Genomic DNA, 14,475 nt, shown 5'->3' with positions numbered 1-14,475 from the left:
TTGCTCGCGCATCAGATGCGGGCGAAGCGTTCCGTCAACAGCGCAAAGAAGCCGTCAGCATCGACATCGCGCATGACCTTGGCATTCTGCTTGCGGTCGGTGACGCCCCACCAGTCGACCACGGTCATGCCGACGGTCAGCTCGGATGTCACCTCGATCTCGACATTGCAATCGCGGCCCTTGAACAGCTCTGGCTTCAAGAGATAGGCGATCACGGTCGGATCGTGCAGCGGACCGCCATCCGAACCGTATTTCTCGATATCGAAGCGTTCGAAGAACTCCAGCATCTCGACCATGGCCTTGGCGGGTGGAGTCCCGAGGGCGGCGATGCGAGCGACACGATCCTTGCGCGTCAGCAGCTTGTGCGTGACGTCGAGCGGCATCATGACGATGGGCACGCCGGCGCGGAAAACGATATCGGCCGCTTCGGGATCGACGTAAATGTTGAATTCCGCCGCCGGCGTGATGTTGCCGCCCTCGAAAAAGCCGCCGCCCATCATCACCAGCTCGCGCACGCGTCCGACGATGTCGGGCGCCTTCTGGAAGGCCAGCGCGATATTGGTCAGCGGGCCGAGCGTGCAGAGCGTGACCGTACCCTCGGGCTGGCCGCGCAGCGTGTCGATGATGAAATCGACGGCATGGCCCGGCTGCAACTCCATGGTCGGCTCGGGCAGATCCGGACCGTCGAGGCCGGTCTTGCCGTGCACATGTTCGGCGGTGACCAGCTTGCGCTTGATCGGCGCGTCGGCACCGGCGAAAACCTTCACATCGCGGCGGTTGCAGAGCTCGCAGATGATGCGGCCGTTGCGGCTCGTCAGCCGCAGCGGCACATTGCCGGCGACCGTCGTTATGCCGAGCACCTCGATCTCGTCGCGGCTGCCGAAAGCAAGCAGAATCGCGGCAGCATCGTCCTGACCGGGATCGGTATCGATGATGATTTTTCTAGGTTCGGTCATGTTTGTAACTTTCCTCCGGTACAGATCGACGGGCTTTGATGCGAGTCCGATCAGGCTTTGTCAAGACATTCGGAAGCGCGCCGAAAGCCGATATTTCGCGACGGAATTCGATCTCGCAAATGCGAAGACACGATGCCTTGCACTCATTGGCGCGTAGTCCCATATTAACGGCAACCGGGTGCTGAAGATCAGGTCCGGAACAGTCGCTTGACACCAAGGACTTGAAACGATGAGCCGGACGACGCCTTTTGCCAGCCCCCTGCTTCTGGGGTTCGACACCATGGAAAAGACACTGGAGCGGATTTCCAAGGCCAGTGACGGTTATCCTCCCTACAATATCGAGCGCATGCAGGCCGACCGTCTCTCGGGCGAGCCGGAGCGTCTGCGCATCACGCTTGCAGTTGCCGGTTTTTCGGAGGACGAACTTGATGTCACAACGGAAGAGAACCAACTTCTGATCCGCGGGCGTCAAATTGAACAGGGGGAGCGCGACTATCTTTATCGCGGCATCGCGGCCCGGCAGTTCCAGCGCGTCTTCGCCCTTGCCGACGGCATGCAGGTCCTTGGCGCCGTTCTGAAGAATGGGCTTCTCTCCGTCGATCTCATTCGGCCGGAACCGGATCGCATAGTAAAGAAAATTAACATTTCGGTCTCACAGTAAGACAACGGCTCACTGCCGTTGGTCCCTCATACTGGAGGTACGAACATGCTTTTGAAAGAAGCTAACGCCCGCCTAACCGAATCCGAGCTTGCCAATATCGGCACCGGCGAAGTCGCCTACATCAGAAAGATGGATTGGAACGAAGTCTCCCGTTGCTTCCCCGAGGCGCCTGATATCGATCCCGATGTCGACCTCTGGGCTCTCTTCGGTGCCGACGGCACGCCGATCCTTTTGACGGACAATCGCTCCAGCACCTTCTATCGCGCTGCCGAGGACGAACTCAAGACGGTCAGCCTGCACTGACCGATCACGTCGCCTGACGGTGAGCTTCACCGTTCGCACAGGATTGTGCTCTACACCGGCCAACATCGTGGCGCATGTGTATTCGAGCCAGTGGCCGCACGTGGCTGTCCTGGGGCAATAGCGCCTGTTTCAATCCGACATTTTTGCCGACTTCTTATCCTTGACGGCTGCAATCAGACCCTTTCGAAGGTCAGATAGGCCGAAGACCGCCCTTCGCGCCGGGCTTTTGCCTCATAGCGCGTGCTCGGCCATCCCTCGTAAGGCGTCAGCCAATCGGCGGCATTCCGCGCAGTCCATTCGAACCCGCCATGCGCATGGCAGTGCTGCAGCGTCCAATTAACATATGTGTCTATGTCGGAAGCGAAGCAGAACAACGCGCCCGGCTTCAGCACGCGATGGAAACGGGAGAGATTCACCTGCGAGACGAAGCGTCGTTTCCAATGCTTCTTCTTCGGCCAGGGATCGGGATAGAGCAGATCGATCTGGTCCAGGCAGCCGTCCGGGAGCCAGTCCAACAGCTGCGTTGCGTCATCATTGTAGACGCGGAGATTGCGCGCACCGGTCTCGTCGACACGCGCAAGCAGCTTCTGCATCGAATTGACAAATGGTTCGACGCCGATAAAGCCGGTGGCCGGCTGTTCCAGTGCCCTGTGAATCAGATGCTCGCCGCCACCGAAGCCGATCTCCAGGCGCAGACGCTCGGTCGGCACCGGGAAAAGGTCATTCAGCGGCTGCGGCGCCGGAGCGGAAAGATCGACGAGGTATCGCGGCAGCAATACCTCCAGCTTCTCGGCCTGCTGGCCGCGCAAGGCTTTACCCTTGCGCCGGCCGAAGAATGCTTCCGTCGCCCGCGATCGGCGAGCGACGTCGATCATGCGGCTTCCCGCACCTTCACAGCTTCCTTGAGAGCCTTCACCAAATCCGTGCGCTCCCAGGAGAAGGAGCCGTCACGGCCGGCCTTGCGGCCGAAATGGCCATAGGCCGAGGTCTTCGCATAGATCGGCTTGTTGAGGTCGAGATGCCGGCGGATGCCCGTCGGTGAAAGATCCATGCTCTTGCGGATGGCTGCTTCGACATCGTCTTCGCTGACACCCTTGCCCGTGCCGTGCAGGTCGACATAGATCGACAACGGCTGGGCGACGCCGATGGCGTAGGACAGCTGGATCGTGCAACGATCGGCAAGGCTGGCGGCCACGACGTTCTTTGCAAGGTAGCGCGCTGCATAAGCGGCGGAACGGTCGACCTTGGTGGTGTCCTTGCCGGAGAAGGCACCGCCGCCGTGCGGTGCTGCACCGCCGTAGGTGTCGACGATGATCTTGCGGCCGGTGAGGCCTGCGTCGCCGTCCGGACCGCCGATGACGAACTTGCCGGTCGGATTGATGTACCACTTGCAATCATGCGCGATCTTCAGGTCGCCAAGCGCTTCGCGGATATAGGGCTCGACGACGGCGCGAACCTTCTTCGAATCCCAGCTGTCGTCAAGATGCTGGGTGGACAGCACGATCGAGGTCACTTCAGCGGGCTTGCCGTCGACGTAGCGGACCGTCACCTGGCTCTTGGCGTCCGGGCCGAGCTTTGCGACATCGCCATCGCCCTTCTTGCGGGCGGTGGCGAGCAGCTGCAGGATCCTGTGCGAATAGTAGATCGGCGCCGGCATGAGATCCGGCGTTTCGCGGCAGGCGTAGCCGAACATGATGCCCTGGTCGCCCGCACCTTCGTCACCCTGCTGGTCGGAGGCATTGTCAACGCCCTGGGCGATGTCGGCGGACTGCGAATGCAGGAGCACGTCGATGCGCGCCTTCTTCCAGTGGAAGCCGTCCTGCTCGTAGCCGATATCCTTGATGGCGCGGCGAGCCGCAGCCTTGAACTTCGAGGGATTGATAACGTCGTTGCCGTCCTTGTCCTTCTTCATCAGGCTCGGCGGCAGACGAACTTCGCCGGCGATGACGACGCGGTTGGTGGTGGCAAGGGTCTCGCAGGCAATGCGCACGCCCCAGGGGTTCACGCCGGTCTTTGCGGCCTCGCGGTAAACCAGATCGACGATTTCGTCGGAGATACGATCACAAACTTTATCCGGGTGACCTTCGGCAACAGACTCACTCGTAAACAGATAATTCGCGCGCATACGGGATTCCCCTCAAAGAACAAATCTCTACATTTGATAGTCGCCTCCGGCCCGAAAAACAAGTCGCACAAGGACATAAATATATCTTTATATCCCGGCTAAAGTGATAAAATTTTGCCATAAATACGGAAGAGGCGGCCAAAATGGCCGCCTCTCGACTTAACGATACCGGTGCTGTCCCAAAGGTCTATTCGGCGTCCGCCTCAGCAGCGAGCGCCTTGACCAACTCGACCACCTTGCGGCGGACCTTGCCGTCCGAAATTTTCACGAAGGCGCGATTGAGCTGCAGACCCTCGGAGGAAGACAGGAAATCGACGACATAATTGGAACTGGACGCCTCGGCCATGCCGCCGGTGCTGGTGTTATGCTCGCCTGGGGCATCCTCGAAGAAGAAGGAAACCGGGACATTGAGAATACTGGAAATATTCTGGAGACGGCTTGCCCCGACGCGGTTAGTGCCCTTCTCGTACTTCTGGATCTGCTGAAACGTAATTCCGAGGCTTTCGCCGAGCTTCTCCTGGCTCATGCCAAGCATGGTGCGGCGGAGGCGTATGCGGCTTCCGACATGAATGTCGATGGGGTTCGGCTTTTTTTTGTTCTCAATCATCATATTACCCTAACATAGGTTGAATTCAGGCCCTTGCCACCCGGTACCCTTCACCACCCCTATAACGCCACGTTGCAGCCGACGCCCCCAAGGCCTCCAGTTTACGTTCAAAAAGGCGGACACCAAGCACTATGCAATTTTAGGGTTTTTTGGTCAATTCACCCTTGAAATAAAACCCATGCGTGAAATCAGCGCGATCATGCCGCCTATACCCGCAATCAACCAGAAGTATACTTTTCGTGCCCCGTCGTCGATACCCGATGGGGTTGCACCACCCAAAGTCGCGTCTATGAAGCCCTGCTGATTATAATCGATTCCGGAGAGCACACGCCCATGCGGATCGACAAAGGCCGAGATGCCGGTATTGGCACTGCGAATCAGCGGCAGACCCTGCTCCACCGCCCTTACCCTTGCCTGCAGGAAATGCTGATAAGGCCCCGGCGTGTCGCCGAACCAGCCATCATTTGTGACGTTCAATATCGCGTCGGCCTGCCGGATTTCCGGCGTCATCTCGTTCGGGAAGATGATTTCGTAACAAATCAGTGGATAAAGCTTGATGCCATCAGGCAAAGTCAGCAACTGCCGCTTCGTGGCCGCGGAAAATCCTCCCGGCAATTCCACGACGTTCTCGATACCGAGATAGCTCAGGATACTTTCAAAGGGCACATATTCGCCGAAGGGCACGAGATGGGTCTTGTCGGATGCGCCGATGATCTGGCCGCGGCCGTCGATGACATAGATCGAATTATAATAGCGCGGCGCGGCGCCAGGTCCCATGTCCTCGACGCGAACCGCGCCGGTGATCAGTATCTGATCGTCGTCCAGCTGGTCCGCGATGCGGGCGAGCGCATCACGATTGTCGGTCAGGATGAAGGGCACGGCGGTTTCCGGCCAGACGATGATATCGGGGCGCTTGCCGCCATTGGCCGGCGGCTGCACCGAGAGAGCCAGGTGCCTGTCGAAGACGGCGGCGCGGTCTGCATCCGAGTCCATCTTGGTTTCCTGATCGATGGACGGCTGGACGATGCGCACGACGGTTGCCGCCTTGCCGCCCGCTGACGGCGCATCCGGCAGGCTCAGTGCATAGTATCCGTAGCCGAAATCGGCGGCGGCGAGGAGCACCGCCAGTGCCAACCCTGGCACCCGCCCCTGACGCGTTCCGAGCAGGGCCGGCGCGGCGAAGACGAAGACGGCAAGCACGGTGACGCCAAGCACGCCGACCACATGCGCAGACTGCATCATCAGCGGAATGGGCATGGCGCCATAACCGATGGCATTCCAGGGAAAGCCGGTAAAGAGAAAGCTCCGCAACCACTCCAGCAGACCGAAGCTGAAGGCGAGCGCCGCGATGCGTCCCATGCCGTCGGACCACAAAATCCGAGCAAGCACGGTCGCCACGCCATAAAAGATCGCCAGGAAGGCCGGCAGGCCGAGGATTGCCAGCGGCAGCGCCCAGGCAAACTCATCGGCATCGATCAGCAGCGCGTGGCCAAGCCACCACAGACCGGCGACGAAATAGCCGAAACCGAACAGCCAACCGGTGAAGAAGGCCGGCCATAGCCGGCCTAAAAGCCCGCTATCAGGGCCGGCAGCGACGCCGTCGAGCAGCCAGACCAGCAGCGTAAAGGAGACGAACATGGCGGCAAAGAAGCCGAAGGGCGGCAGCGCCAGCACGCCGAAGGCACCAGCCAGAATGGCAAGCAGCGCACGTTTAAAACCCCAGACGAGGATCACCCTGCCCGAAAGCCATTCCATGCGCCAGCTCCGTCCAACCGCGAATCAACTGGCCGCAGTCTTTCAAAAAAGCAGCGGTTTGTCCCGCCGAGGCGCCATTTATTGGCTGGCGCTGTTGCGCTCGGCCGAAGTTTCCTCGGCGATTGCTTCCGGTGACGGCAAACCGCGCTCGGTCATGCCGGCTTCGCCCTCTGCCTTGATCGGGCGACGGCGTGCCGCATGCCGCTTGCGCGTGATGCGCACCCGCTTGATGCGGCGTGGATCGGCATCGAGAATGTGGAATTCGAAGCCCGGCAGCGCCTGCACGAGCTCGCCACGCACGGGAATGCGGCCGAGCGCTGAGAAGATCAGGCCGCCGAGCGTATCCACTTCGTCCACCTGCTCGGCGATATCGAAATCCGGGCCGATCGCCTCGGCGATCTCCTCCAGTTCGACGCGAGCGTCGGCCACGAAAACGTCCTCGGAAACGCGTTTGAACATCACCTCGTCATCGTCGTGCTCATCGTCGATGTCGCCGACGACCATCTCGACGATATCCTCATGCGAGGCCAGGCCGTCCGTACCGCCATATTCGTCGATGACCAGCGCCATCTGCGTGCGGTTGACCTGCATACGGCGCAAGAGGTCGGAGGCCAGCATGGACGGCGGCACGAACAGGATCTTGCGGATGATGCCGGCCTCCGCCAACGTTTTCTGCAGATCGACGCGCGAGAGATCGAAATTGGGCTTGGCCGAGCGCGGCGCCTTTTCTGCCGCAGCAGTCACACCTGTCGCGGACCCGGCAGCCTTGGCTGTACCGCTCCGGCGCTTGTTGCGAGCCTGCTTGGCGACATAGGACAGGAGGTCGCGGATATGCACCATGCCGCGCGGATCATCCAGCGTATCGGCATAGACAGGCATGCGCGAGCGGCCGCTCTCCTCGAACAGGATCATCAGCTCGCCGATGGTGATGTTCTGATCCACTGCCTCGATGTCGGCGCGCGGCACCATGACGTCTTCGACGCGCACCTCGCGGAAGCGAAGGATGTTGTGCAACATCGCCCGCTCGTCCGGGGAAAAGGCATCGTCACCCGTCGCGTTGGTCATCAACGCGTCGGCGAGATCCTCGCGCAGCCGGGCGGAGTCCTGTGCCGGGCGCAGAATGCGCGCAGCACGCGCCCAGAATGAAGATTGGGATCGCTTGCCGTTGCTACTACTGCCAACCTCGTCGGAGGAGGCCGTATCGGCGCCGTCTTTGGCCTCGGGGGCCGATCTTGTCGTAAAGTCGCTCATTGTTCCTGGTCAGACAGGGTTCAAATCAAATGGGGTCCTGTCCCGCATAGGGGTCAGATAGGCCAAGCTCCGCCAAAATGCGAGTCTCCAGCCCCTCCATTCTTTCGGCCTCGCTATTATTCATATGGTCGTAGCCGAAGAGATGCAAGAAACCATGCACCATCAAATGGGTCAGATGGTCGTCAAAACTCTTTTCGAGATCGATCGCCTCGCGCTCCACCGTCTCCCTGGCGATGATGATATCGCCGAGCATGGGGCCGGGCTTGCCGCCGGGCTGCAGCGGAAAGGCGGGAAAGGAAAGTACGTTCGTCGCCTTGTCCTGCGAGCGCCATTCGGCGTTGATCTCGCGGATCGAGGCGTCGTCGGTGAACACCAGCGACAATTCGGGCGCCACCTTCGGAAAGGGCTGCTTCTCGTGTTTCCTAAGGTAGTTCGCGGCTACTTCCAGCACACGCCCGGCGAGCGGCTGCAATACCTCTTCGGAGGGCCAAGCGCCCTCCTCCACACTGATCTGTATGTCGAGTTCGGCCATGAGCTTGTGCGCCGCAGATCAAATCTGCGGAGCGCCTTCCTCTGCCTGTGCGGCATAGGTCGAGTCATAGGCCCGAACGATGCGCCCCACCAGCGGGTGACGGACGACGTCGATATCCTTGAAGCGGATGATGCTGATGCCCTCGACGCCGTTGAGCAGCTGCAACGCTTCCACCAGGCCGGACTTGATGCCGCGCGGCAAGTCGATCTGGCTCGGATCGCCCGTGATGATCATCCGCGAATTCTCGCCGAGGCGGGTCAGGAACATCTTCATCTGCATCGACGTCGTGTTCTGCGCCTCGTCGAGGATGACGGCGGCGTTGGCGAGCGTGCGGCCGCGCATGAAGGCAAGCGGTGCGATCTCGATGACGCCTGCGGTGATGGCACGTTCGACCTTGTCGCCCGGCATCATGTCGTAGAGCGCGTCATAGAGCGGACGCAGATAAGGATCGACCTTCTCCTTCATGTCGCCGGGCAGGAAGCCGAGGCGCTCACCGGCCTCGACGGCCGGCCGCGACAGGATGATCTTCTCCACGGCGCCGCGCTCCAGGAGCTGGGCGGCGTGCGCAACGGCGAGATAGGTCTTGCCTGTGCCGGCGGGGCCGGCGCCGAAGACCATCTCGGACCGCTCCAGGGCGCGCAGATAGGCATCCTGGGTCGGCGTGCGAGCGATGATCGTCTTCTTGCGCGTCGAAACCTGCGCCATCGTCAACTTGGCTTTTCTCTCCATGGTCGGCAGCGTCAATTGGTCATCGGCGGCAACCGCCATGCGGATTGCCCCTTCTACGTCGGAACGCTCTACATTGCCGCCTTTTTGCAGCTTGTCATAGAGATAATCGAGCGTGCGGCGCGCCTGATTGGTGGCCGGCACATCGCCTGTTATGACGACCGAATTGCCGCGGGCGCGGGCATCGATGCCGAGACGTTCCTCAAGCAGCTTCAAGTTCTGATCGAACTGTCCGAAGAGTTCGCTGGCGAACCTATTGTTCTCGAACGTCAGGATGAAGTGATTGGCGTCGCTCGCGGTGCGGGGCTGGCGCGATGAAGAAGAAACCAATTCCTGTCCGTTCAAGCGGTGTGGCTCCTTGTGCCCGTCCAGAACCTAGAGCAATTCAGCGAAAAGGCTGTTCGTGCTGGTTCCGGTGATTCGTACGTTGATAATGTCACCGATTTGCGATGCTTTTGCATCAACATTCACAGATTGCAGCCAGGGAGATCGTCCAATCAACTGGCCCGGCATGCGGCCCGGCTTTTCCAGGAGGATATCCACGACTTTGCCCACACAAGCGTCGGCGAACGCATGCTGCTGCTTCAACAGCAACGCTTGCAACCGTTCCAGCCGTTCCGCCTTGATCTCTTCGGCCACCTGGTCCTTCAAGTCAGCACCGGGCGTGCCCGGACGCGTGGAATATTTGAACGAGAAGGCTTGCGCATAGTTCACCTCCTCGACCAGTCTCAATGTATCCTCAAAATCCTGATCTGTCTCCCCCGGGAAACCGACGATAAAATCCCCGGAAAGGGCGATATCCGGCCGCGCGGCGCGTATTTTCTCGATGAGCGCCAAATATTCGGCAGCCGTATGCCGCCGGTTCATCGCCTTCAGGATGCGGTCCGAACCGGACTGAACAGGCAGATGCAGGTAAGGCATCAGCGTGCGCAGGTTACGATGCGCATCGATCAGCCGCTCGTCCATGTCGCGCGGATGGCTGGTCGTGTAGCGCAGCCGCGCAAGGCCGGGGATTTCCGCCAGCCGATAGAGCAGATCTCCGAGACTCCAGGCTTCACCCTTAGGGCCGGCGCCATGCCAGGCATTGACGTTCTGCCCGAGCAGCGTGATTTCGCGCACGCCGCCATCCACAAGTTTCTCGGCCTCCTCGACGATCTGGGCGACCGAGCGGGAGACTTCGGAGCCGCGCGTATAGGGCACCACGCAGAAGGTGCAGAACTTGTCGCAGCCTTCCTGCACCGTCAGGAAGGCGGTGACGCCGCGGGAACGGATCTTCGCCCTCTCCGGCGCCGGCAGATGTTCGAACTTGTCCTCGATCGCATATTCCGTATCGACGACACGATGGCCTTCCTTGGCGCGGCGTAGCGCATCCGGCAGGCGGTGATAGGTCTGCGGGCCAATGACCACATCGACGGCAGGCGCACGACGAAGGATTTCCTCGCCTTCTGCCTGGGCGACGCAGCCGGTAACCCCGATCATCATCTCGCGGCCGTCGGCGGCCTTGCGCTTCTTCATGTCGCGCAGGCGACCAAGCGCGGAATAGACCTTTTCGGCCGCCTTCTCGCGGATATGACAGGTGTTCAGGAGGACGAGATCGGCCTCCTCCATGTCCTCGGTCGGCTCATAGCCATCGCGGGCAAGCGCGTCGCTCATCCGCGTGGAGTCATAGACATTCATCTGGCAGCCGTAGGTCTTGATGAAAACCTTGCGGCTGTTGGAGCCGTCGCGGTGGCCGAGCTGCGATGCAGCCGTCGCCGGGGCGTCGAGAAGTGCACTGTCCTTGGTCATGGCCGCTATGTAGTGGCTTTTGCTTGCCGAGAAAATGAAAAAGTTGGAATCACCTGGAAATCAAGCGATCTCGCGGCCAAGCAGGCGGCTGGCGAGCATTGTGCGGATGCGCCGCGCGATGGTGGCGCTAACGTCCTTGCGGTTGGAGCCGGCACGATAATCCACGGCCTCGCCGAAACAGACATCCACATCGATGGCGCCACAGGCAACGATATCCTTCAGATGCGGCGCCAGCTCGATGTCGCCGGGCCAGGCCGAGATCGGTCGGTGATAACGACCCATCGCGACACCGTGAATGCGGGTATAGGCGACGGCGACGGGCTGGACATGCACGACTGCATCCGGCGTCTTCGGCAACGCGGCGGCGGCGGCACCGAACAGCGAGGACTTGACCTCGAGCAGGCGATTGCCATCGGAGGTCGTCCCTTCCGGAAACAGCACCATGATTTCGCCGTCAGCCATACGCTCGGCGATCTCGTTCACCTGCTCGCCGGTCTTCCGTTTCTGCTCACGCTCGATGAAGACGCTCTTCTGCCATTGCGCGAAAAGACCGAAGATCGGCCAGTCCCTCACCTCGGATTTGGCGATGAAGGCGACATCGGCGACCGCCGAAAGCACGAGAATATCGAGCCAGGATGAGTGGTTCGAGGCGAGCATCAAGGGCCTGTCAGCCTCGATCTTTCCGATCACATGGATGCGGACGCCGAGCCAATAGCAGACGATGCGATGCCAGTAGCGCGGCAGATATCGCCTCAGCTTCCAATCGAAACGCAAGCAAACGATCTGCAGCGGCAGCAGCACCAGGCTGACGACAGAAATGACGATGGCGGCACAGCCGATGCGCAGCCAGGTCACCAAATCATTCGCTCCCGCACGACTGCCTTCACCTCAACCTTCGTCCTTCTTCAGCGGGATGCCGTAAAGCTCCAGCCTATGGTCGACGAGCTTGAAACCGTGTTCGCGGGCAATGCGCTCCTGCAGCGCCTCGATCTCCGGCGAATGAAATTCGATCACCTCGCCGCTCTTCAGATCGATCAGATGGTCATGGTGCTCTTCCGGCACCGTTTCGTAGCGCGAGCGGCCATCGCGGAAATCGTGGCGAGCGAGCAGCCCTGCGTCCTCGAACAGCTTCACTGTGCGATATACCGTGGAGATCGAGATCTTCGCATCCACCTTCACGGAACGCCGGTAAAGCTCTTCGACATCCGGATGATCCTCGGAGGTCTCGATGATACGTGCAATGACCCGGCGCTGCTCCGTCATGCGCATGCCGCGCTCGGCGCAAAGCTCCTCCAGGGTTTTTACCGGATCATCCATCAATTGCTGTCTTCGGTCTATTGGACTGCGACAACGGACTAGCGAAGAACGCGGCGCATGACAAGCGCCGACGACTTCGTGCCGGTGTCGCTGACATAATAGGCCTTGCGTTCACCGACCGTCTCGAAGCCAAGCTTGCGGTAGAGGCCGAGCGCCGGCTTATTGCCGCCATCGACCTCCAGGAACATGGTGTCGCCGCCGCGATTGCGGGCTTCGCGCAATGCCGCCTGCATCAGCCGCCAGCCGAGGCCGGAGCGGCCGAGCTTGGCATTGACGGCGATCGTCAGGATCTCGGCCTCGCCCGCCACATGCCTTGCCAGCACGAAGCCGGGAAGCGCCTTCTTCAAGATGGCATTGGTCTGGCGGGCGACGAAGCCGAAAGTCAGGTCCTGCGAGAGGAGATCCTGAAATTCGGTTTCGTCCCAAACCCGCGAAAATCGTTCACCGTGCAGGAGCGCCACCTCGGCGCAATCCTTTAACTCCATCGGGATGATTTCGTATTCGGCTTTCAGAGTGAGATAGGATTCGAGCATTTCTACTGCCTGGCAACTGCGTATCCGGCCTGCGGTCTGGCGTCGGGTCCGCGAAGATAAAGCGGCTTCGGCTTTTCGCTGACAGGTTTGGCAGCGCCCAGCCGGGCGACGACGGCAATCGGAAATGCGTCAGGCCGCTCCGCTGGCGGCGCATCGCTCAACCGGGCGACAGCCGTTCCGGTGACAATGCCGTCGAAGGCGGCAGCGATCGTCCGCGCCTCATCGACTGTCACCGCACGTGCCTCGTCCAGCGGGTCGCCATTGGCGCCAAAGGCCTGGAGATAAATCTCCTCGCGCTTGGCGTCGATGGCGGCCAAAACCGGCTTGCCAGGATTCTGCTTTCCGGCTGCCGCCGCCATGACCTCGAGGGTCGTGACGCCAACGGCCGGAATATCGAGGGAGAGTGCAAAACCACGTGCGGCGGCAACGCCGATGCGGATGCCGGTGAAGGAACCGGGACCGACCGTCACGACGACACGTTCGACATCTGAGAGCGCCGTACCGGCTTTCGCCAGCGCCTCGTCGACCACGTGCATCAGATGCTCGGCATGTCCCCGTCCGATCGTTTCCGTGACCTCCCCCATCACAGAATCACTGCCGCTATCATACACAGCGGCAGCGCAATCCACACCTGCCGTGTCGAGCGCCAGTACGATCATGTCAACTTTCCGAAAAGCCGGGGATTAGACGGCTTCGACTTCCTGAACTTCCGGAACGAAATGGCGCAGCAGGTTCTGCACGCCGTGCTTCAGCGTCGCCGTCGAAGACGGGCAACCGGCGCAGGATCCCTTCATATTGAGGTAGACCTTGCCATCACGGAAGCCGCGGAAGGTGATGTCGCCGCCATCCTGGGCAACGGCGGGGCGCACGCGGGTCTCAAGCAGTTCCTTGATGGTCAGCACGATCGCCTCATCGCCTTCATCGAAGAATTCGCCGCCTGCATCCTGCACCTCGGACAGAACCGAGGCGGACCCCATCACGGGCTTGCCCGACATGAAGTGCTCCATGATCGAGCCGAGAATGGCGGGCTTCAGATGCTGCCATTCCTGTTGCTCCTTGGAGACGGAAATGAAGTCGTAACCGAAATAGACGCCTGTGACGCCCGGGATCTCGAAAAGCTGGGCCGCAAGCGGCGAGACTTCGGCTTCCTCGGCACTGCGGAACTCGGCCGTGCCGTTTTCCATCACCACCTTGCCCGGCAGGAACTTCAGGGTCGCGGGGTTCGGCGTCGCTTCGGTCTGAATGAACATCTTGATCTCCATGCGGCGGGCACAAACCCGGTCCCGACTTTAGAATGCTTCAAAAGAAAATAGGCCTTTTGGCCGCTCTATTCAAGAGAGTAATTCTCAAGAAATAGCACGCACGGATCAGCTGAGGGCGTCGATTTCCTCGTTGGTCAGCGTATCAGGCAGCACCGTCACCGGGATCGGAAAGGCTGCCGCGCGCCCGGCGATCGACGAGACCAGCGGACCCGGCCCTTCCTTGGCCGAACCTGCGGCAAGAACGAGCAGCGCGATATCGCGATCCTCTTCGATCACGGCGTTGATCTGCTCGGCGGCGGATCCCTCGCGAATGACGATTTCCGCATCGATGCCGACATTCTCGCGGATATTCTGCGCCGCCTTTGCCGTCACCGCTTCTGCTTCTTCGCGCGCCTCCGCCCGCATGATCTCCTCGACGCCAAGCCATTGCTGGAAGTCGCCCTCGGGGATCACGTAGAGGAGCACAAGGCCGCCATTGGAATTCTTGGCACGCCGGCCGGCATAATGGACGGCGCGCTGGCATTCGGGTGTGCCGTCGATGACCGCCATGAACTTGCGGCGATGACCTTCGAGCCGTGAGAGACGTGTTGATACCATGCGGCGACTCTGACACCCGAAGGCGGCGTTTTGCAAGCCCCCGGTTTTCGACGGGAGCCCTC

The 14,475-nt window shown here is 60.7% G+C and carries 17 protein-coding genes; 2 read left to right on the top strand and 15 right to left on the bottom strand.

Annotation, left to right across the window (positions count from 1 at the left end):
- Nucleotides 1-11: 11 nt before the first annotated feature.
- Nucleotides 12-956 (bottom strand): nucleoside hydrolase, encoded by a 945-nt coding sequence (locus AB8B29_RS00255; RefSeq protein ID WP_047556196.1) that lies wholly within the window; start codon nucleotides 954-956, stop codon nucleotides 12-14.
- Nucleotides 957-1,185: 229 nt separating this feature from the next.
- Between AB8B29_RS00255 and AB8B29_RS00250 the strand changes: the two genes are divergently transcribed.
- Together AB8B29_RS00250 and AB8B29_RS00245 are read left to right on the top strand one after the other, a co-directional pair.
- Nucleotides 1,186-1,617, top strand: a complete 432-nt coding sequence (locus AB8B29_RS00250) for an Hsp20 family protein (protein WP_439006062.1) — start codon at nucleotides 1,186-1,188, stop codon at nucleotides 1,615-1,617.
- 45 nt (nucleotides 1,618-1,662) lie between these two features.
- Nucleotides 1,663-1,920, top strand: coding sequence for a DUF1150 family protein (locus AB8B29_RS00245; RefSeq protein ID WP_037203042.1), 258 nt, complete (start codon nucleotides 1,663-1,665; stop codon nucleotides 1,918-1,920).
- Nucleotides 1,921-2,093: 173 nt separating this feature from the next.
- On the opposite strand, the gene trmB is transcribed toward AB8B29_RS00245, so the two are convergent.
- From trmB to AB8B29_RS00175, 14 genes are all read right to left on the bottom strand, one after another.
- Nucleotides 2,094-2,795 carry a tRNA (guanine(46)-N(7))-methyltransferase TrmB gene (gene trmB / locus AB8B29_RS00240; protein ID WP_037203041.1) on the bottom strand — a complete coding sequence of 234 codons (702 nt, stop codon included), beginning with the start codon at nucleotides 2,793-2,795 and terminating at the stop codon, nucleotides 2,094-2,096.
- Complete coding sequence (metK, locus tag AB8B29_RS00235) at nucleotides 2,792-4,045, bottom strand: methionine adenosyltransferase (protein ID WP_037203038.1); 1,254 nt, start codon at nucleotides 4,043-4,045, stop codon at nucleotides 2,792-2,794. The genes trmB and metK overlap by 4 nt, the downstream gene beginning before the upstream one ends.
- A gap of 187 nt (nucleotides 4,046-4,232) precedes the next feature.
- Nucleotides 4,233-4,652, bottom strand: a complete 420-nt coding sequence (locus AB8B29_RS00230) for a helix-turn-helix domain-containing protein (protein ID WP_037203317.1) — start codon at nucleotides 4,650-4,652, stop codon at nucleotides 4,233-4,235.
- Nucleotides 4,653-4,805: 153 nt separating this feature from the next.
- Nucleotides 4,806-6,407: an apolipoprotein N-acyltransferase gene (gene lnt, locus AB8B29_RS00225; RefSeq protein ID WP_092574420.1), complete on the bottom strand. Its 1,602-nt coding sequence runs from the start codon at nucleotides 6,405-6,407 to the stop codon at nucleotides 4,806-4,808.
- 78 nt (nucleotides 6,408-6,485) lie between these two features.
- Nucleotides 6,486-7,658 (bottom strand): hemolysin family protein, encoded by a 1,173-nt coding sequence (locus tag AB8B29_RS00220; RefSeq protein WP_092574422.1) that lies wholly within the window; start codon nucleotides 7,656-7,658, stop codon nucleotides 6,486-6,488.
- A 25-nt stretch (nucleotides 7,659-7,683) separates the two neighbouring features.
- On the bottom strand, nucleotides 7,684-8,190 hold the full coding sequence (ybeY, locus tag AB8B29_RS00215; RefSeq protein WP_037203032.1) for an rRNA maturation RNase YbeY: 507 nt from the start codon (nucleotides 8,188-8,190) through the stop codon (nucleotides 7,684-7,686).
- An 18-nt stretch (nucleotides 8,191-8,208) separates the two neighbouring features.
- Complete coding sequence (locus tag AB8B29_RS00210; RefSeq protein WP_037203030.1) at nucleotides 8,209-9,261, bottom strand: PhoH family protein; 1,053 nt, start codon at nucleotides 9,259-9,261, stop codon at nucleotides 8,209-8,211.
- Between the two features lie 30 nt (nucleotides 9,262-9,291).
- Nucleotides 9,292-10,704 (bottom strand): tRNA (N6-isopentenyl adenosine(37)-C2)-methylthiotransferase MiaB, encoded by a 1,413-nt coding sequence (gene miaB / locus AB8B29_RS00205; RefSeq protein ID WP_092574424.1) that lies wholly within the window; start codon nucleotides 10,702-10,704, stop codon nucleotides 9,292-9,294.
- 60 nt (nucleotides 10,705-10,764) lie between these two features.
- Nucleotides 10,765-11,562 (bottom strand): lysophospholipid acyltransferase family protein, encoded by a 798-nt coding sequence (locus AB8B29_RS00200; protein ID WP_037203026.1) that lies wholly within the window; start codon nucleotides 11,560-11,562, stop codon nucleotides 10,765-10,767.
- A gap of 30 nt (nucleotides 11,563-11,592) precedes the next feature.
- A complete protein-coding gene (locus AB8B29_RS00195) occupies nucleotides 11,593-12,021 on the bottom strand; it encodes a Fur family transcriptional regulator (RefSeq protein ID WP_037203024.1) in 429 nt (142 codons plus the stop codon).
- Between the two features lie 38 nt (nucleotides 12,022-12,059).
- Nucleotides 12,060-12,554: a GNAT family N-acetyltransferase gene (locus AB8B29_RS00190; protein ID WP_047641079.1), complete on the bottom strand. Its 495-nt coding sequence runs from the start codon at nucleotides 12,552-12,554 to the stop codon at nucleotides 12,060-12,062.
- A gap of 2 nt (nucleotides 12,555-12,556) precedes the next feature.
- On the bottom strand, nucleotides 12,557-13,213 hold the full coding sequence (tsaB, locus tag AB8B29_RS00185; RefSeq protein ID WP_037203021.1) for a tRNA (adenosine(37)-N6)-threonylcarbamoyltransferase complex dimerization subunit type 1 TsaB: 657 nt from the start codon (nucleotides 13,211-13,213) through the stop codon (nucleotides 12,557-12,559).
- Nucleotides 13,214-13,237: 24 nt separating this feature from the next.
- Nucleotides 13,238-13,804 carry a NifU family protein gene (locus AB8B29_RS00180; RefSeq protein WP_037203019.1) on the bottom strand — a complete coding sequence of 189 codons (567 nt, stop codon included), beginning with the start codon at nucleotides 13,802-13,804 and terminating at the stop codon, nucleotides 13,238-13,240.
- Between the two features lie 117 nt (nucleotides 13,805-13,921).
- Nucleotides 13,922-14,413 carry a universal stress protein gene (locus tag AB8B29_RS00175; RefSeq protein WP_037203017.1) on the bottom strand — a complete coding sequence of 164 codons (492 nt, stop codon included), beginning with the start codon at nucleotides 14,411-14,413 and terminating at the stop codon, nucleotides 13,922-13,924.
- Nucleotides 14,414-14,475: the final 62 nt, after the last annotated feature.

It is taken from the genome of Rhizobium sp. 11_C7_N12_5 (genome assembly GCF_051811145.1).
Taxonomy (GTDB): domain Bacteria; phylum Pseudomonadota; class Alphaproteobacteria; order Rhizobiales; family Rhizobiaceae; genus Rhizobium; species Rhizobium lusitanum.
Note: the sequence above shows the minus strand (reverse complement) of the source record. Positions and strands in the feature narration are given on the sequence as shown.